The organism is Bradyrhizobium elkanii USDA 76 (assembly GCF_023278185.1).
In the GTDB taxonomy this organism is placed as follows: Bacteria; Pseudomonadota; Alphaproteobacteria; order Rhizobiales; family Xanthobacteraceae; genus Bradyrhizobium; species Bradyrhizobium elkanii.
This window is the reverse complement of record NZ_CP066356.1, coordinates 2,999,829-3,016,972: the sequence shown is the minus strand read 5'-3', so window position 1 is coordinate 3,016,972 and position 17,144 is coordinate 2,999,829. Positions and strand designations below refer to the sequence as shown.

16 protein-coding genes and 1 other RNA gene are annotated in these 17,144 nt (G+C 65.0%); 7 read left to right on the top strand and 10 right to left on the bottom strand.

From position 1 onward, the window contains the following. Positions 1-36 precede the first annotated feature (36 nt). From JEY66_RS14340 to JEY66_RS14320, 5 genes are all read right to left on the bottom strand, one after another. Positions 37-1,017 carry a tripartite tricarboxylate transporter substrate binding protein BugD gene (locus JEY66_RS14340; RefSeq protein ID WP_016841069.1) on the bottom strand — a complete coding sequence of 327 codons (981 nt, stop codon included), beginning with the start codon at positions 1,015-1,017 and terminating at the stop codon, positions 37-39. Positions 1,018-1,201: 184 nt separating this feature from the next. After that, positions 1,202-2,716, bottom strand: coding sequence for a tripartite tricarboxylate transporter permease (locus JEY66_RS14335; RefSeq protein WP_018272999.1), 1,515 nt, complete (start codon positions 2,714-2,716; stop codon positions 1,202-1,204). Between the two features lie 7 nt (positions 2,717-2,723). Beyond that, positions 2,724-3,224, bottom strand: a complete 501-nt coding sequence (locus JEY66_RS14330) for a tripartite tricarboxylate transporter TctB family protein (protein ID WP_016841071.1) — start codon at positions 3,222-3,224, stop codon at positions 2,724-2,726. 93 nt (positions 3,225-3,317) lie between these two features. Continuing rightward, positions 3,318-3,851: a chromate transporter gene (locus JEY66_RS14325; protein ID WP_016841072.1), complete on the bottom strand. Its 534-nt coding sequence runs from the start codon at positions 3,849-3,851 to the stop codon at positions 3,318-3,320. After that, positions 3,848-4,459 carry a chromate transporter gene (locus tag JEY66_RS14320; protein WP_018273000.1) on the bottom strand — a complete coding sequence of 204 codons (612 nt, stop codon included), beginning with the start codon at positions 4,457-4,459 and terminating at the stop codon, positions 3,848-3,850. Before JEY66_RS14320 ends, JEY66_RS14325 begins: the two co-directional genes overlap by 4 nt. 101 nt (positions 4,460-4,560) lie before the next feature. Here JEY66_RS14320 and ssrA point away from each other — a divergent pair. The 6 genes from ssrA to JEY66_RS14290 all read left to right on the top strand — a co-directional run bounded on the left by ssrA (position 4,561) and on the right by JEY66_RS14290 (position 8,312). After that, positions 4,561-4,916: a transfer-messenger RNA gene (gene ssrA, locus JEY66_RS14315) on the top strand. Between the two features lie 147 nt (positions 4,917-5,063). Then, on the top strand, positions 5,064-5,585 hold the full coding sequence (locus JEY66_RS14310; protein ID WP_016841074.1) for an SspB family protein: 522 nt from the start codon (positions 5,064-5,066) through the stop codon (positions 5,583-5,585). Positions 5,586-5,752: 167 nt separating this feature from the next. Further along, a complete protein-coding gene (gene fumC, locus JEY66_RS14305; RefSeq protein ID WP_018273001.1) occupies positions 5,753-7,171 on the top strand; it encodes a class II fumarate hydratase in 1,419 nt (472 codons plus the stop codon). Between the two features lie 274 nt (positions 7,172-7,445). Next, positions 7,446-7,634, top strand: a complete 189-nt coding sequence (locus tag JEY66_RS14300) for a DUF4169 family protein (RefSeq protein WP_016841076.1) — start codon at positions 7,446-7,448, stop codon at positions 7,632-7,634. After that, positions 7,631-7,906: a ribbon-helix-helix domain-containing protein gene (locus JEY66_RS14295; RefSeq protein ID WP_016841077.1), complete on the top strand. Its 276-nt coding sequence runs from the start codon at positions 7,631-7,633 to the stop codon at positions 7,904-7,906. Before JEY66_RS14300 ends, JEY66_RS14295 begins: the two co-directional genes overlap by 4 nt. Positions 7,907-7,973: 67 nt before the next feature. Next, the gene (locus tag JEY66_RS14290; RefSeq protein WP_026193127.1) at positions 7,974-8,312 is read left to right on the top strand and encodes a VOC family protein; all 339 of its coding nucleotides are present in this window, start codon (positions 7,974-7,976) and stop codon (positions 8,310-8,312) included. 192 nt (positions 8,313-8,504) lie between these two features. Here JEY66_RS14290 and JEY66_RS14285 read toward each other — a convergent pair whose 3' ends face one another. After that, positions 8,505-12,224: an AsmA family protein gene (locus JEY66_RS14285; RefSeq protein ID WP_018273002.1), complete on the bottom strand. Its 3,720-nt coding sequence runs from the start codon at positions 12,222-12,224 to the stop codon at positions 8,505-8,507. Between the two features lie 200 nt (positions 12,225-12,424). After that, a complete protein-coding gene (locus JEY66_RS14280; RefSeq protein ID WP_016846723.1) occupies positions 12,425-13,657 on the bottom strand; it encodes a cytochrome P450 in 1,233 nt (410 codons plus the stop codon). A 154-nt stretch (positions 13,658-13,811) separates the two neighbouring features. Between JEY66_RS14280 and JEY66_RS14275 the strand changes: the two genes are divergently transcribed. Then, on the top strand, positions 13,812-14,423 hold the full coding sequence (locus tag JEY66_RS14275) for a TetR/AcrR family transcriptional regulator (RefSeq protein WP_016846722.1): 612 nt from the start codon (positions 13,812-13,814) through the stop codon (positions 14,421-14,423). A gap of 4 nt (positions 14,424-14,427) precedes the next feature. Here the strand turns inward: JEY66_RS14275 and JEY66_RS14270 are convergent, their stop codons facing one another. The 3 genes from JEY66_RS14270 to JEY66_RS14260 form a co-directional block, all read right to left on the bottom strand. Continuing rightward, positions 14,428-15,720, bottom strand: a complete 1,293-nt coding sequence (locus JEY66_RS14270; protein ID WP_085964964.1) for an MFS transporter — start codon at positions 15,718-15,720, stop codon at positions 14,428-14,430. Between the two features lie 170 nt (positions 15,721-15,890). Then, entirely contained in the window at positions 15,891-16,484 is a 594-nt protein-coding gene (locus tag JEY66_RS14265) for a hypothetical protein (RefSeq protein WP_244620838.1), read from the bottom strand. A gap of 4 nt (positions 16,485-16,488) precedes the next feature. Then, a complete protein-coding gene (locus JEY66_RS14260) occupies positions 16,489-17,130 on the bottom strand; it encodes a hypothetical protein (RefSeq protein ID WP_016846719.1) in 642 nt (213 codons plus the stop codon). Between the last annotated feature and the right edge of the window lie 14 nt (positions 17,131-17,144).

The following is a 17,144-nucleotide window of genomic DNA, read 5'->3' as shown; positions in this document are numbered from 1 at the left end:
GTCCCGCCCCTGTCCTATCCACCTGATCGTGCTGGATTAAGTTGCCGGCTTGAGCACCGGCGTCCACTTCGCGATCTCGTTCTTGATGAGGGTCGCAAGCGCCTCCGGCGTGCGGTTGGCCGGCGCCGGGATCACGCTGCCGAGCTCGAGCAGGCGCCTGCGGACATTCTCGTCGTCGAGCGCCTTGATGGCCGCGGCATTCAGCGTGGCGATGATGGCGGGCGAAGTTCCCTTCGGCGCGAAAATCGCGTTCCAGGCCTGGGCCTGGAATGCCGGCAAGCCGGCTTCCGTCGTGGTCGGCACATTGGGCAGCGACGGGTTGCGCTCCGGGGTCGCGACCGCATAGGCCTTGATGGTGCCGGCGTTGATCTGCGGCACCGCATTGACGATCTGGTCGCACATGTAATCGACCTGGCCGGCGACCAGCGCATTCATGGCCGGGCCGGTGCCGTTGAAGGGCACGCCGACCGGCTTGATGCCGAGGATCGAGTTCAGGAGTTCGCAGGAGGCGTGCGAGACCGAGCCGATGCCGGCATGCGCGGCGTTGACCTTCTCGGCATTGGCCTTCACGTAGGTGACGAATTCCTTGAGATCCTTCGGCGGAAAGTCCTTGCGGGCAAGGATCAGGATCGGCGTGCCGGCGAGCAGCGCGACGGGCTCGAAATCCTTTTCCGGGTGATAGGCAAGCTTCGGATAGAGCGGCACGGAGGCGGCGTGCGTGCCCATATGCCCTGTGATCAGCGTATAGCCGTCATTGGCGGCACGTGCGGCGCGCGTCGTCGCGGTGGTGCCGCCGGCGCCGACCACGTTCTCGATCACGATGCTCTGTCCCAGCGTCTGCGCCATGTGCGCGGTGACGATGCGCGAGATGACGTCGGTCGGACCGCCGGCTGCGAACGGCACGATCATGGTGATGGTGCGGGTCGGATAATTTTGCGCGGACGCCGGCACGGCGAATGCGCCGAGCGCTACGATTGCCGAAAGGCATGCGCCCGCAAGCGAGCGAATGGACATCATCTCAATTCCTCCCGGAACGTTTGACCAATAAGAATGCCGGCCAAATCGGCCGGCATTCTCATTTCACGGGGCGACATCGAGTGTCGATTCGACTTCCGCCTGCGGCGCGCCGACGCAGGGCCGGCGCACCCTGTTTGCGCATGATCTATCCGGAAAACCGCTCCACACCTTTCCGGATCATGCGCTAGCCCTCGGACTCCACGAACACTTCGTCGCGCTTGGCACGCAAGGTCGGCAACACGGCAAGCACCAGCAGACCGGCCGCGATCGCCAGCAGCACCGCCGACAGCGGCCGCGACACGAACACGCTCCAGTCGCCGCGCGAGATCAACAGCGCGCGACGCAGGTTCTCCTCCATCAGCGGGCCCAGCACCATGCCGAGCAGCAGCGGTGCCGGCTCGAAATCATGCTTGATCAGCCAATAACCGACGAGGCCGAACACGCCGGCGAGCACGACGTCGACCGGCGCGTTGTTCACCGAGTAGATGCCGATCGCGCAGAACACCACGATCGAGGGGAACATCAGCCGGTACGGCACGCGCAGCAGACGGACCCAGATGCCCACCAGCGGCAGGTTGATGATGATCAGCATCAGATTGCCGATCCACATCGAGGCGATCATGCCCCAGACCAGATCGGGCTGCTTCTGCATCACCTGCGGACCCGGCACGATGCCGTGGATGGTCATCGCGCCGACCATCAGCGCCATCACCGCGTTCGGCGGGATGCCGAGCGTGAGCAGCGGGATGAACGAGGTCTGCGCCGCGGCGTTGTTGGCGCTTTCCGGCGCCGCCACGCCCTCGATCGCGCCGCGACCGAACCGCTTCGGATCCTTCGCCAGCTTCTTCTCCAGCGTATAGGCCGCGAACGACGCGATCACCGCGCCGCCGCCCGGCAGGATGCCGAGGATCGAGCCGAGCACGGTGCCGCGCAGGATCGCCGGCGTGGAATCCGCGATGTCCTTCCTGGTCGGCATCAGGCCGGTGATCTTCTGCTGCACCAGGTTGCGGTTCATCTCGGCGCCGTGGTCGAGGTTGCGAATGATCTCCGCGAAGCCGAACACGCCCATCGCCACGGTGGCAAAGCCGAGGCCGTCAGCGAGCTCGGGGATGTTGAAGGCCATGCGCGAGGCGCCGGTCTCGATGTCGGAACCGACCATCGACAGCAACAGGCCGAACACGATCATCGCGATCGCCTTCAGCACCGAGCCCTTGGCGAGCACCACCGCGAAGATCAGGCCGAGCACCATCAGCGAGAAATATTCGGCCGGGCCGAACGCCAGCGCGAGCTTGGTCAGCGGCGCGCCGAGCACGGCGATCAGCACGGTCGCGACGCAGCCGGCGAAGAACGAGCCGATCGCGGCGATCGCCAGCGCCGGGCCGGCGCGGCCCTGCTTGGCCATCTGGTGACCGTCGAGCGCGGTGACCACGGAGGTCGCCTCGCCCGGAATATTGACCAGGATCGAGGTGGTCGAGCCGCCATATTGCGCACCGTAATAGATGCCGGCGAGCATGATCAGCGCCCCGACCGGCGGCAGGCCGAAGGTGATCGGCAGCAGCATGGCCACGGTGGCGATGGTGCCGATGCCCGGCAGCACGCCGACCAGCGTGCCGACCAGCGCGCCGATCAGGCACATCAGAAGGTTGATCGGCGAGAATGCGACCGCGAAACCGTGGGCGAGATTGGCGAACAGTTCCATCACGCCCTCACTGGATCAGGAAACGCGGGAACATCGGCATCGGAAGTCCCAGCACATAGGGGAAAAGCAATGCGCAGCCGACGGTCAGACAGGCGCCGACAATGACGGCCTCGACCAGTTTCGTCTCCTGCGAGCCCATCGCCGCGATCATGAAGGCGGCAAACGCGGAGACCACGAGCCCGAGCGGCCGGATCGCCAATGCGAAGAACACGATTGCCGCGGATACGAACAACGGGCCGCGCCAGGAATAGGCCGCGATATGCGGGCCGGCCTGCAGAACTCCCATCAGCGCGACGCCACCGCCGAGCAACAGCAGCAGCACGGCGAACATGCGCGGCGCGGTTCCGGCGCCGAACGAAAATCCGTGCATGCCCTGCAAATCGCTCGAGGCCCACAAGGCAAACAGCGCAACCGCCATCATGGCGAGCCCGCCGACAAAGTCCTGCGGACCGCGCACCCATTTCGGCAAGATCGATTTGACCGGCGCCTCGCTCGGCGTATCGCTCATGACTTCGCTTCCCCCGTCAGGGCTGTCCCGCCCGTTTTGATTGAATGGCTTGGCTTGTGGTGCGTTGACCGAAAGCCTTGCTAGCGATTTTCGTCAGATAACGCCAGCGAAACCCAAGAGGCCTCCGGCCAGCAACATCCACAAAGGGTTGATCCGCGTCGCGAAAGCAAGCGCGGCCGCGACAATGGTGATCAGGACCGCGATCCAACTTTGGTCTGAGGTCTGCGCCACGATCAGGCCGGAGGCCGCCATCAGACCGATCGACAACGGAACCAGTGCCGCCTGGATCATCGCCGGCCAGCGCGCGTCGCGCGAGCGATCGAGGAAACGGCTCACATAATAGGCAAGCAGCGCGGTCGGTCCGCACATCGCCACCGTCGCGGCCAACGCCCCGGCGACGCCTGCGACCGAGTAGCCTATCAAGGTCACGATCAGCACGTTCGGCCCCGGCGAGAGCTGCGAGATCGCGAATACGTCGGCGAACTGCTTATCGGTCAGCCAGTGATGCACGTCGACGGCGGCACGGTGCATTTCGGGAATCGCCGAATTGGCGCCGCCGACCGCAAACAGCGACATCAGGCCGAAGGTCCAGACCAGCGCCGCGATCGGGTTGGAGTCCGGGCTCATGCCCGCACCATGCGGCGGGCCAGGACCGTGGTCGCAATACTGAGCGGGATCGCCGCCAGCAGCACGATCTGGAGCGGCCACCGGATCAGTCCGATCGCGACGAAAACCGCAGCCAGAATGACGAGGCCCGTGACGTCGCGCCGCTTCAGGAGCGGCATCATCATCTTGAAGACGACGGCGAACAGCAGCCCGACCGCGGCGCAGGCGACGCCGGCGAGCGTCCGGCGCAGCACGTCGATGTCGCCGTAACGGGCATAGAGCGCGGCAAGGATGGTCGCGATCACCATCGGCGGCCCGACCAGCCCGGCAAACGCCGCGAGCCCGCCGGCTATGCCGCGAAAGCGCGAGCCGAATACGACCGACAGGTTGACGATGTTCGGACCTGGCAGGAAATGGCACAGCGCGAAGGTCTCGTTGAACTCCTCCGCGGTCATCCAGCGGTGCTGCTCGACGATCGCGCGCCGGGCCCAGACCAGAACCCCGCCAAAGCCGGCCAGCGACATCTTGGCAAAGGCCAGGAACAGCTCGAGCAGGCCGGGCTGGTGGGGCGGAGATGGTGCGGAGGCGTCCGGCGCCGGGGCGGCAACCGGCGGAGAATCCGGGGGCATGGACAAAACCTAGAACGGCGCCGGGATCGCGCCAAGACCCTGGCCAAGACCCTGGCCAACCCCAAATCGGCGGGTTTTCACAGCCGAAAGGGCCTGAATCGGCTCTGTTTTTCTAAGACTTTGCCGCTATATTGGGGGTGCCGGTTCGCCGGCTATGGAAATAAATGACCGTCGCAATAAACCATTCGGACCCGGGGGCGGTACCCGGCGCCTCCACCAAAACCCATCCGTCGCGGTGGCTTTCGGCGGGGGCGAAATAGGATCGACGAGGGCGTAAAGGGCGTGTTTTTTCTCGGTATGGTTCCGCCGACATCGGGCCAATGCAATAGTTGCCAACGACAACTTTGCTCCGGTTGCTCAGGCTGCGTAACGCAGTTTGAAAGACCATCTTAAAGTCCTAGCGGGTTAAGCTCCGCTAGGCGGGGTTCGGAGGCACCTGGCAACAGAAGCCTCCACTTTATCCCTTGTTTCCCAATCGGGCGCCCGCCCGCATTTCAGCTGCCGGCCCTGCTGATTTCCGGCTCCCGGCAGGGTAGCATGGGAGAAGGGCGAGTCGGACGGTCCGGCGCCGCCCTGGCGGGCATTTCGAAGCGACAGGATCACCATGGCGACCGATCACATCCGATATGACGTGCTGGCGCGCGACGCGCTGCGCGGGGTGCTGCGCCGGGTGTTGTCCGACGCCGCCGAACATGGCCTGCCGGGCGAACACCATTTCTACATCACCTTCCTGTCGCACGGCGACGGCGTGAAGCTGTCGCCCCGGCTGCTCGCGCAGTATCCGGAGGAGATGACCATCATCCTGCAGCACCAGTTCTGGGATCTGGTGGTGACCGAGGATCGCTTCGAGGTCGGCCTGTCGTTCGGCGGGATTCCCGAGCGGCTGACCGTGCCGTTCGCCGCGGTGACGCGCTTCCTCGATCCGTCCGCGCCGTTCGATTTGCGCTTCGACGTCTCGGACGCACTGTCCGAAGAAGCCCCTCCCGCGACGGCGCCGGCCTCTCCCCTGCCCGCCCCTGCGGCCCACGCAGCGGTCGAGACCGAGAGCGCCGAGACCGAGCAGGAGCCCGCGAAGCCCAGCGAAGGCGCCGAGGTCGTGCGGCTGGACCGCTTCCGCAAGAAATAATCTAAGCGCAGATCACGCCTCGACCTTGTAGGATGCTTGCCGGGATCGGGATGACAAATCGTCATCCCGGCCTACCTTCTGCATCAACGTGCTCTTCGCGCGGACGCTGTCGCGTTGCCGCGCTGGGCCACGTTTTCATGACGCAACGGCAAGCATCCACGGAAAGCATGATGGCTCGATCGACGATCCCCTCCAAGGCAAAGACCCGCAGCGAGACCGACAGCTTCGGTCCGATCGACGTTCCCGCCGACCGCTATTGGGGCGCGCAGACCGAACGCTCGCGGCAGAATTTCAAGATCGGCCACGACCGGATGCCGATCGCGATCGTCCATGCACTCGGCATCGTGAAGCTTGCGGCCGCGGAGACCAATCGCGAGCTCGGCCAGCTCGATGCGCGCCGCGCCGGCGCCATCATCCGCGCAGCCAAGGAAGTGATCGAAGGCAAGCTCGACGACAACTTCCCGCTGGTGGTCTGGCAGACCGGCTCGGGCACGCAGAGCAACATGAACGTGAACGAGGTGATCGCCAACCGCGCCAACCAGATGCTCGGCGGCGAGCTTGGCGCCAAGAAGCCGATACATCCGAACGATCACGTCAACATGAGTCAGTCGTCGAACGACTCGTTTCCGACCGCGATGCATGTCGCCGCAGCGAGCCGCATCGTCGCCGATCTGATTCCGGCACTCACCGAACTGCATCGCGCGTTGCGCAACAAGGAGAAGGCGTTTGCCGGGATCGTCAAGATCGGGCGCACCCACACCCAGGATGCGACGCCGCTGACGCTCGGCCAGGAATTCTCCGGCTACGCCGCGCAGGTCGAGAGCGGCATCTCGCGGCTGCGCGTCGCGGTGAAAGATCTGTTTCCGCTCGCGCAGGGCGGCACCGCCGTCGGCACCGGCCTCAACTCGAAGCCGCGATTTGCGAAAACCTTCGCGCGCCACGTCGCCAAGATCACCAAGCTGCCGTTCACCAGCGCGGCCAACAAGTTCGAGGCGCTGGCTTCCAACGACGCCTATGTGCTGGTGCACGGCGCGATCAACTCGGTGGCGACCGGCCTGTTCAAGATCGCCAACGACATCCGCTTGCTCGGCTCGGGCCCGCGCTCGGGCCTCGGCGAGTTGATCCTGCCCGAGAACGAGCCGGGCTCGTCAATCATGCCGGGCAAGGTCAATCCGACCCAGTGCGAAGCCATGACCATGGTCTGCTGCCAGGTGTTCGGCAATCAGACCACGATCACCGTCGCCGGCAGCCAGGGCCATTTCGAGCTGAACGTGTACAAGCCCGTGCTGGCATATTGTATGATAAATTCCATTCAGTTGCTGTCCGACGTTGTCCGCTCATTTACCGAGCATTGCGTTGTCGGAATACGCGCCGACGAAAAGCGCATCAACGAACTGATGCAGCGATCGCTGATGCTGGTCACGGCGCTCGCGCCGAAGATCGGTTACGACAACGCAGCCAAGGTCGCCAAGTCGGCGCATGCGCGCGGAACGACGCTGAAGGAGGAGGCTTTGCGGCTCGGATTTGTTTCCGCGGATGAATTCGATCGCCTCGTGCAGCCGGACAAAATGACACACCCGGGCTAAAGCGAAGCGCGCATTGTCCGGATAATTACGGTCAGCGCGCGTGATATAATTATGAATCATAACGCCTAAAGACTAAGGCGCGTTACCTATGAGCTCTGCGCTGGCGCGTGGTACAGACGTCTAGTTTTCGCAGAGCGAAACGGATTCTTTGATGCTATCAGAGCATCAAATGGGGATTCGGGATGAATATCGAGCCGGGCGCGTAGTGCAGTCGCTCTTGCTTTCGTCACGATGCATCACCAATTCCGCTCTGGGGACGATGAGGACGACGAGCATGGGCGACGTGGTCAACCTGAAACGATTCAAGAAGCGCGGTGAGCGCGAACAAGCAGCGAAGCAGGCCGAAGCCAATCGTGCGCTATTCGGTCGCACCAAATCCGAACGAGCGCGTGACGAATTTCTCGGCGAGCGCAACGCGCGCGTGCTCGATCAGCACCGCATCGAAAACGGAGACGCATCATGAAGTCTCCCGTCGTCAAGCGCTCGATCGTCGTCGCCGGACATAAGACCAGCGTCAGCCTCGAAGAAGCTTTCTGGAATGGCATGAAGGAGATTTCCGGTCTGCGGAACATGACGCTGTCGGAGTTGGTCGGCGAGATCGACAACAACCGTCAGCAGGGCAATCTGTCCTCCGCGATCCGGCTCTTCGTGCTCGACTACTTCCGCTCGCGGGCCACGCCGGCGGTGCCCGCGGATGTCAGGCCGCAACAGGTCGACACGCGACAGCAGGCCTGACGGCCTCTCCGACCGTCGCCATCGGCAGACGGTCGTTCCGACGCGCGGGCTTCAGCATGAAGGTCGGATCGTCGCGAACGTTGCCGCATCGGACACAGCGGCAGCGAGGTCGTTCTATCGGGACCTGCTCGGCCTCGAGCCACTGATGGATTTCGGTTGGGTTGCGACTTACGGTTCATCCGAAACAATGCAGGCTCAAATCAGCTTCGCTTCCGAAGGTGGCTCCGGCACGCCGGTACCTGATCTCTCGATCGAGGTCGATGATCTCGACGAGGCCCTGCGCCGAATGAAGGCAGCCCGCATCGCGATCGAATACGGACCGGCGGACGAGCCGTGGGGCGTGCGGCGCTTCTTCGTCCGCGATCCCTTCGGCAAGCTGATCAATATTCTCGAGCACCGATCGTGAGCCAGCGCTTCGTTTGGCGCGCTTTCTTGAGGCGAACCGGTGCCCACTTCCCTTGAAGGCGTGTTTAAAGCGCGATGTGACTAGACTGAATCGTCATCGCGCTTTAGCTCTTTGTTTGAACATGATCTCCGCGCAAACGCGTCCCGCGTTTGTCGCGAGGGAAAACCGCTTCGCACTTTTCCGGATCATGCCTTAGTTCTGCATCGCTGGCCGCGGCGGCGGATTGGCGACCTGCGGCGTCAACGACAGTGGCGGTCGCAGCGGCCTTGACTTGGCTGCGCCGGGCACCGGTTTGACCTCGATCGGCGGCGGCAGCGGCGCCAGCTGCGGCTGGCTCGCAACCGACGCGGGCGGCGCAATGGCGGGCGCGGTGGCGACCGGCGGGACAGTCGGCGGCCGCGGCGCAACGATCTTCGGCTTCGCCGGCACGCGGCGCGGATCGGGGCCGGGCCCCGGCAAGTTGGCGGAAGGCAATCCTGTCGAATTTGGGTTGGACGCATCCGGCGCCGGCTCGGCCGGATGCGGAAGAGCCGTCGGGGTCGGCGGCGGCGCCGGTTCGCCGCGCTCGATGGCGTCGAGCCGCTTGGTCTCCCGGTCGATCGCGCGCACCGCAAGCCACGACGACAGCGCTGCAATGTCGATGCTGCGCGACAATCCGTCGGGCGTACCCACGGCAAGCAGCTGGATCTCCGGTCGGCTGTTGGCCGTGCCGACCTGCGTCGATGCCAGGGCGGCGCGAATGTCGGCCTGGTCGGCCGGAATGTCGTAGCCGCCGGATACGATCGCATTGGCGCCGTTCGCCGCGAGCGTGGTGGCGCCGACCCGGAGGCGGCCGTCGCGGATGTTGAAGGGGATTTGCGCCGAAGCAATCGACAGCGCGCCACCCGCGAGCGCCGGTTCGACGATCTGCCGCAGCCGCGTGTCGTCGGTCGCCTGCCCGGAATCGCTGGCGCGGATCGCAACCTCGAAGGCGCGCGGATCGAGACCCGGAAGGCTCAGCCCCTCCAGCGTCACGGTGCCGCTGCCGGACAGCGCGCCGGTCAACGCCGAGGCGCTGCGGCCCTGCGTCAACAATGTCATCTGCATCGAGGCGCGTCCCTTGGGCATCGCGAGACTGCGGTAGCGCAAGGCTGAACTGTCGATGCCGGACAGCTGCACATTGGCGCTGAGCGCAAGTCCGTTGGCGCCCTGTCGCGCATCGATGGTGGCAGTCGCCTCGCCGCCGCCGATCTTGCCCTTGATGCCGTCAAAGGTCAGCGACTGCCCGTCCGACCTGATGGTGCCGCGGACCGGCTGCAGCTCGGCGCCCCCCGGCAGCAGACCGTGCAACGCTTCGAACGTGACCTTGCCGCGCCAGGCGCTCGTGAGCCCCTGGCCGAGCGGCTCCGTCGCATCGTGACCGGCCGCGCCGATCGCGGCCGCGAAAATCGGCGCCAGCGTGATCTGATCGAGACCGACTTCGCCGTCGACGCTTTTCTGATCGGCGAGCATCAGCGCCAGATGGCCGCGCAGCCGTGAACCGGCGATGATGCTGTCGAGATCGTCGAAGCTCAGCCTGTCGCCCGCGAGCGTCAGCTTCGACGACAGGCGGATGTTTGCGACCGGATCGGCTGGTTTCAGATTGAGCAGCGGACTGATGTCGGCGCTGCGAACGCGGAGGCTGATGCTCGATTTGCTCTCGCTGGCCCCGTCCCTGGTCCAAGGCTCCGCGGTCCCTTCGGCATCCGCGTCGAGCCCTGCGCCCCAGAGCCTTGCCTTCAGCCGCAACGGCGCGCGCCACGCGCCGATCACCGTGCCCTCGAATTGCGTCGAACCGGCACCGGCTGCGACCGCATGGTCAAGCCCAAGCAGTGCCAGCAAAGCATTGCCATCGCCGGCCGAGAATTTCGTCTCCGCTGTAACCTCGTTGCTGCGGAGTGCATCGAAATCCAGCCCACGGATCGCAGCCACCTGCGGCGTCGCCGAGATCACCGTATTGCCCTTGAGTTGCGGCGTGTCGAGATCGAGCGTCGCGCGCGCGCTGACGCGATCGGCAGCCTTGCCCTTGCCGAGGTCGAGCGCGAACCTGGCGCGGACCGGGCCGGCATCCGCGCGGAGCACGCCAAGCCGCGCGGCCAGCGCCGGCGCGAACGGCTGAACCACAGCGGTCAGGCGGCCGAGCGACGCGGCGGTCGCGTCGACGGCAAGCTTGCCGGTCGAATTGGCGCGGTCGAAATTGCCGCTGCCGTCCAGCGTGACATTGTCGGGCTGGCCGATCTTGACGCGCTCTAGCACGATATTCTTCGGGCTATAGGCGATCTTCGCCAGCAGCGGCCGCAATTCCTGCCCGGAAGAGACCGCGCGCCCGACGTCGAGCGACAGCTGCGCCTCGTCGGGCCATTCGCCTTGCGGACCGGCCAGCGAGCGGATCAATGCCGCGGTCGCGTCGAGGTCGAGCCGATCCGCCTTCAACTGCGCCTCGACCTTCGAGCCGCTGGTTGCCTCGCGGTGCGTAACTGCGACGCGGCCCTCGAGCGTGCCGCTTTCGATCTCCGCCTTCATCGCGTCGATCGAAAAGCCTGATGGCGACACCATGACGTCGCCGCGCAAACGCAGCGGCCTCTGGCTGCGATAGGTGACGTCGCCGCGCCCCTGCAGCCAGGTCATCAGCGCGTCGGGATCGGACGATTCGATGTTGAGCGCGGTCTTGAAGGTATTCGCGGCTCCGGCTTGCGCGCTGGCACCGCTCATCGAGACCCGCGTGGATCCCGGCGCGCGAAATTCCAGCCGGCGCACTGTCCAGGATTTCGCATCCGATTGCAGCTCCGCCGAGATGTCCTGCAACGGACGGCCGCCGAGCATGATCTGCTCGGACGCGAGCTCGACCTGCGCCGGTATCGGGCTTTGCGGAAGACCCGACAACACCGCGCGCATCGCCGGCAGCACGCGGACCGGCTCGACATTGCCATTGTTGCTGTCCTTGGCGCTATCCTTGGCGGCGAACTTGTCGCCGTCGAGCTGCCGCGCCGTAAGCGAGGCGCGCAGCAGCGGCGACGCACCGAAACGCAGGTCGCCATTGCCAGCGAGCTTCAGCGCACGATCCTCGGCGCCATAGCTCACCTCGATCTGGTCGAGCCGCGCCGCCGAATAATCCGATTTCACCTTGGCGGCGATCCGCCATGGCGGCGCATCGCCGCCGCGCTGGCCGGGCGCACCCGCCAGCGTCAGTGTGCCCTCGAACCGCGGCGCGCGGGCCTCGAAGGTCAGGATGCCGTCGAGATCGGCCGACACCGGCCGCTGCCCGGGATCGATGCTGAAGTGCAGGCGGGTGCCGCTGCCATCTGCGCTCTGTCCCGAGGAGACCCGAAACGGGTAGCGGTTGCCGTCGAACATGAAATTGCCGTCGCCGCGGATCGCGCCGGCAAGCGAGCGGACGTCGCCGCTGAAGGCAATGTCGTTCAGCTCGAGCGTGCTGCGGCTCGCGGCATCATGCAGCGCGATGCGGCCGGTCAGGTTGAGCCGGTCGATCGCCAGTGAAGCGAGGTTGAAGCTCCCGCTCGACGGCGACCAGTCGATCCGCCCTTTCGGGTCGAGCCCGAGATCGAGCGACGCGCCGTTGATGGTGAGCTCGTTCGCGCGCCACTCGCCGCGCATCAGCGAGCTCAGGCTGAGCTCGACGTCGAGATTGGCGGCCCGGACCTTGCCGAGGTCGTTGGCGCCGCCGACGGTGACGGTCTTCAACCGCAGCGAGGGTGCCGGCAGCAGACGCGCGTCGAGATTGCCGGCGACGCGGACCGGCACGCCGATGATCTTGGACGCCTCCGCCTCGAACTGCGGCCGGAACTGGTTCCAGTCAACGAAATACGGACCGACCAGCGCCGCGACCAGTGCAAGAATGAAGGCAATTGCCAGGCCGAGCAGCGTTGTCTGCACGGTGTCTCCCTTTGAGCCAGCTCCGCGGCAGCCTCCTCATGCTGAACCCTTTGCCAACCTCTGGCCGGAGCACCCCAAATATAGAGACAAGTACGGCGAAGTCACAGCCGGTTTACTGCTGGGACTTCGGACAGATAGTGGATTTCCCGTTCAAGCGTGCGTGTGCCGGCCCCGCCGCGGATCGCTGTCCCGCGGGAACGTCACCAGCTCGCCGGCAGCCGCTTCAGCCCGCGCAGGACGAAGGTCGGCCGCCACTCCGGATTTTCCGCGTCATCGAGCCGCAGGTCAGGAATCCGGCGCAGCAACGTCGAGATCGCGATCTCGGCCTCGATCCGCGCCAGCTGGGCGCCGAGGCAGAAATGGATGCCGCCGCCGAACGACAGCGGCTTGACGTTCGGCCGCCGGATGTCGAGCCTTTCGGGGTGATCGGGGTAAACAGCCTCGTCGTGATTGGCCGAGCCGAGCAGGCACAGCACGCTCTCGCCCTTCGGGATGCGCTTGCCACCGAGGTCGTCGATGTCCTCCAGCGCGACACGGCCGGTCAGCTGCACCGAGGAATCGTAACGCAGGAACTCCTCGATCGCATTGGTGATCAGGCTGGGATTGGCCTTCAGCAGCGCGAGTTGGTCCGGGTTGCGGAACAGCGCCAGCAGGCCGTTGCCGATCAGGTTCACGGTCGTCTCGTGGCCGGCGCCGAACAGCAGGATGATGTTGCCGGTCAGCTCCTCATTGGTGAGCTTCTGGCCGTCCTCTTCGGCCTGCACCAGCTGGGTGGTGAGGTCGTCGCCGGGCTGTTTGCGGCGCAGCTCGAACAGCTGATGGAAATACATCGCCGCCATCGCATTGGCGGTGTTGCCCTGCTTGATTTCCTCGGGCGTCAGCGGCACCGGCTCGAGGATGCGACCGCCATCGCGCGAACCGTTGTAGAAGGCCTCGCGGTGTTCCTCGGGGATGCCGAGCATGTCGCAGATGATCGTGACCGGCAGACGGAACGCGAAATCCTCGATCAGGTCCATCTTGCCTTGCGGAATGATGCGGTCGAGCGTCTCGTCGACGACATGCTGGATGCGCGGACGCATGTCCTCGACCCGGCGCGCGGTGAAGGCCTTGACGACAAGGCCGCGCAGGCGGGTGTGGTCGGGCGGATCCTGCTGCAGCATCCAGTGGCTCATGCTGCGGAAGACCGGCTCTTCCATGATCTTCGGACCGTAGCGGCGGATCGAGCGCTCGGCAAAATCCTTGCCGAACCGCTTGTCGCGCAGCACGAGGCTCGCCTCGGCGTGCCGGCTGGCGACGAAGGCGCCGTGCACATTGACATGCATCGGATCGAGGCGGCGCAGCCGCTCGTAATACGGATAGGGATTGCGAATGAATTCGGGCGCCAGTGGATTGAAAAGCGGCTCGCCGCTCGCCGGCTGAACTTGCTCGTTCATGGTGACCTCGTTCGCTCGCTACGCCGGTGCATGCAGCTTGGCGCGCCCTGGTGTCATCCTCAAGACCGCATCATCACGGATGCGGCTGTTCTGGTTCTCGAATGCAATTCGATACACTCTTGTATCGAGTTGCATTCTGCCCTAAAATGCGCCAATGTCAAGGGTTCGAACCAGACCGACACGGGACGACACCTGCGAGAAGCTGTTCGAGGCGGCGGCGCGGGTGTTCGAGGAACAGGGCATCGGCGGCGCCAGCATCGAGGCGATCGCGGCCGCGGCGGGCTTCACCCGCGGCGCCTTCTATTCGAACTTCAAGAGCAAGGACGAGCTGATCTTCGCGATGCTCGAGGATCACGTCGAGCAATCGATCCGGCGCAATCTCGATTTGCTCGCCCGGCACAGGAACCTGGCCGACTTCCTCGAGGCGCTGCGCACCATGGATCGCAGCCGGCAGGATCCGCTCGGCCGCTCCCCTCTCCTGCACATGGAGATGATCCTGTTCGTGGCCCGTGCCGAGAAGCGCCGGCCCGAGCTTGCCAAGCGCCTGCGCGCGCGACGCAAGCTGATCGCCGACATCGTCACGACTGCGCAGAAGAATAGCGGCAGGAACGGCAGACTCGATCCGGACTGGACCGGAGCGATCGTGCTGGCGCTGGAAGATGGTTTCCGCCTGCACCGCCTGATCGATCCGGAAACCACCCCCGCCGACAGCTGCCTGCGCGCGATCACCGACCTGCAGCGCGCGATCGGGGTTTCGTCGGCCTGACGCGTCAGGCCGCGCTCGCGACCTTGTGCATCTGTCCGGCGACCGCGCGGACCTTGCGGGGCGAGGCCTGCCAGATCGCAACTGCCGACAGCAGGCTGACGGCAATCCCGAGCAGGAAGGCGCTGGTATAGCTGCCCGATAGATCATAGAGCTGGCCGGTGATCCAGGGGCCCGCAGCGCCGCCGGCGAGCGCAGCCAGCATCACGGTGCCGAAGATGCTGCCGTAATGCTTGCCCTGGAAGATCTCGAGCACAACCGGTCCCATCACGGATGTCAGGCCATAACCAAGCGCGCCCTGGGTGAAGACCATGAGATAGATCAGCGCCATGTTCGGCCAGTATTTCAAGGCGGCGAGCGCGGCAAAGCAGATCACGAAGCCGAAGCAGGAGATCGCCCACACCCATTCCCGGCCGATGCGATCGGAGAGATGCCCGAGCCAGATCTGGCCGGGAATGCCGAGCAGGCTGACGACGCCAAGCGCCCAGACGCTGACGCTGGAACTGAAGCCGATGTCGAGCAGGAATTTGGTCTGATGCACCTGCACCGCGTACCAGATGTACAGGCCGCAGAAATAGCCGATCGCGATCCACCAGAACCGCGCGGTGCGCAGCGCACGCGGCAGCGTCCAGTCGGTGCCGGCCCACACCGGGTCTACGATATTCGACGCCGGCCTGGCCGACGTCGCCGTCGGCGCGGCATCGCCGTCCGGCTGCAGGCCGATGTCCTCCGGCCGCTTGTGCAGCAAGAGATTGATCGGCGCGAGCACGACCAGCACCACGATCCCCATTGCGGTGCAGGCGGTGCGCCAGCCGGTGTGCTCGATCATGTGCTGCACCCATGGCAGCAGCGTCACCGAGCCGATCCCGACGCCGGCGAAGGCGAGCCCGATCGCAAGTCCGCGACGGCGGACGAACCAGTTCGGCACGAACAACGATTGTCCGGAATAGCCGAGGCAGACGCTGCCGGCGCCGACCAGCACGCCGATCGTGAGATAGAGGTGCCAGGGCTGCGTGGTCAGCGGCGCCAGCAGCAGGCCCGAGCCCATCAAGAGCACGCCAAGCTCCATCACCGCGCGCGGACCGCCGCGGTCCATCAACCGTCCGATCAGCGGACTTGCGATCGCCGAGGCGACAAAGCCGAACGAGAAGGCGCCGGCCGTGATGCCGCGCTCCCAGCCGAATTCTGAGATGATCGGCGGATAGAACAGCGAGAACGCCGTACGCGCGTTGACGCCGATCGCCATGGTGACGAAGGTCACCGCGACGATGATCCAGCCATAGAAAAAGGGAAGTCGCATCGGACGCAGCATTCCATCCGCAACGGAACAGGCTGGACCGGCGCCGTAGCGGACTTTGGGCAGCCGGCAGCAGGCGCTGCCGCCAGCCAGATTTCAGGACGACCTGGAGACAGAAGGGCCGACGCATCCGTCGACCCTTGCCGCCACAATCAACCGCCGTGATCGCCTCGTCAACGCTTGCGCGGACGCTTGGCGGCCTTTTTGCCGACCTTCTTCTTGCTGACGGCCTTTTTCTTGGCAGCGCCCTTCGCGCCGCCCGATTTGCTCCGCCCGAAGGATGGCCTGCGGAGCTCAAGCTTCGGCCAGACGATCGGCTGTTCACCGCTATCGGTATCGTTGTCGCCAGGCGGATCCTCCGCGCTGTCATCCATCGGTCCCTGCACAACCAGATGGACCAGATATGCATTGCCGGCGCCATTCAGGTAACTCGTGAGCGGCTCGCTATTGCTCGGAAACAGGTGGGGATGACGGACCTGGCTGTTCTCCTCGACCGAGAACTTCACCGCCTTGATCGCGGTTCGGGTCATCGCATCGCCCAGGATCTTCTTGATCGCGTCCTGCGTTTCCTCTGGCAACACATGATGGAGAAAGAAGAACCATTTCCGCTTGGCGTCATCGTTGCCGTAGTCCCTGCTCGGGTAAGCTCCGATGCGGAACGCGACGCGCCGCAATCGATGATACGGATCGAAGAGCTTTTCCTTCTTGTTGTGCCTGCGAAGGGCCGCCAGCTCCGTACCGCTGAACAGCTGGTTCAGCCGGTCCACGATTTCAGCATCGGGACCGCTGCCGACGGGAAGTAGAGCACCCATTTGTCGTCTCCCTTTGTGCAATTTGATTCAGTCGTAAAAACTCGGACAGATAACACCGCGGAATTGCCGGCGCGGCCTCCGGTCGAACCAGGACATGTTTGCGCCTTGGCCAATGATCGGCCCAGCACACGCTTGGGCCACGCTTGCGAGCTCTCCCGCCGCAGGCGGCAAGCGCAGTCAATTGCTCGATGCTCGATACCGCGCGCTCGATCGAGAGCGTGCGCCCGGTCTGCTTGCGCAGCCTGGCCGCGCCCTTGGCGAGAATCCAGCGGTCGGCCGCGCACTCGCAGCCGAGCTCGGAATTGGCGGCGAGCCGGCCGCCTTTCGACAGATGGTGTCCGACCTCGTGAAGCAGGGCGAAAACCAGGCCGTCGGCGTTCATCGCCGCGTGGTGAGCCAGTCCGCCATAGATCCGCACGACGCGGTCGTTGCCACGAATGAAGGCCTGAGCATTGACGGTTGCGCTTCCTTCGTCGAGTTCGAAGAGCAGATCGGGAAACGCACGCCCGAAATCGGCCAGGATGTCGCAAAGGAGAGTGTCCCTGCACGTGCGGGCGCTTCCTTTGCCGACCGGTTCGCCCGTCATATTCGCGAACAGCATGGGATCATCCGAAT

Bases quoted from the DNA above. Each gene is read 5' to 3' on its own strand.
- JEY66_RS14260 (WP_016846719.1), bottom strand. From the start codon at position 17,130: ATGCTGTTCGCGAATATGACGGGCGAACCGGTCGGCAAAGGAAGCGCC.
- JEY66_RS14295 (WP_016841077.1), top strand. From the start codon at position 7,631: ATGAAGTCTCCCGTCGTCAAGCGCTCGATCGTCGTCGCCGGACATAAG.
- fumC (WP_018273001.1), top strand. From the start codon at position 5,753: ATGATGGCTCGATCGACGATCCCCTCCAAGGCAAAGACCCGCAGCGAG.
- JEY66_RS14335 (WP_018272999.1), bottom strand. From the start codon at position 2,716: ATGGAACTGTTCGCCAATCTCGCCCACGGTTTCGCGGTCGCATTCTCG.
- JEY66_RS14270 (WP_085964964.1), bottom strand. From the start codon at position 15,720: ATGCGACTTCCCTTTTTCTATGGCTGGATCATCGTCGCGGTGACCTTC.
- JEY66_RS14340 (WP_016841069.1), bottom strand. From the start codon at position 1,017: ATGATGTCCATTCGCTCGCTTGCGGGCGCATGCCTTTCGGCAATCGTA.
- JEY66_RS14310 (WP_016841074.1), top strand. From the start codon at position 5,064: ATGGCGACCGATCACATCCGATATGACGTGCTGGCGCGCGACGCGCTG.
- JEY66_RS14280 (WP_016846723.1), bottom strand. From the start codon at position 13,657: ATGAACGAGCAAGTTCAGCCGGCGAGCGGCGAGCCGCTTTTCAATCCA.
- JEY66_RS14320 (WP_018273000.1), bottom strand. From the start codon at position 4,459: ATGCCCCCGGATTCTCCGCCGGTTGCCGCCCCGGCGCCGGACGCCTCC.
- JEY66_RS14275 (WP_016846722.1), top strand. From the start codon at position 13,812: ATGTCAAGGGTTCGAACCAGACCGACACGGGACGACACCTGCGAGAAG.
- JEY66_RS14330 (WP_016841071.1), bottom strand. From the start codon at position 3,224: ATGAGCGATACGCCGAGCGAGGCGCCGGTCAAATCGATCTTGCCGAAA.
- JEY66_RS14300 (WP_016841076.1), top strand. From the start codon at position 7,446: ATGGGCGACGTGGTCAACCTGAAACGATTCAAGAAGCGCGGTGAGCGC.
- JEY66_RS14325 (WP_016841072.1), bottom strand. From the start codon at position 3,851: ATGAGCCCGGACTCCAACCCGATCGCGGCGCTGGTCTGGACCTTCGGC.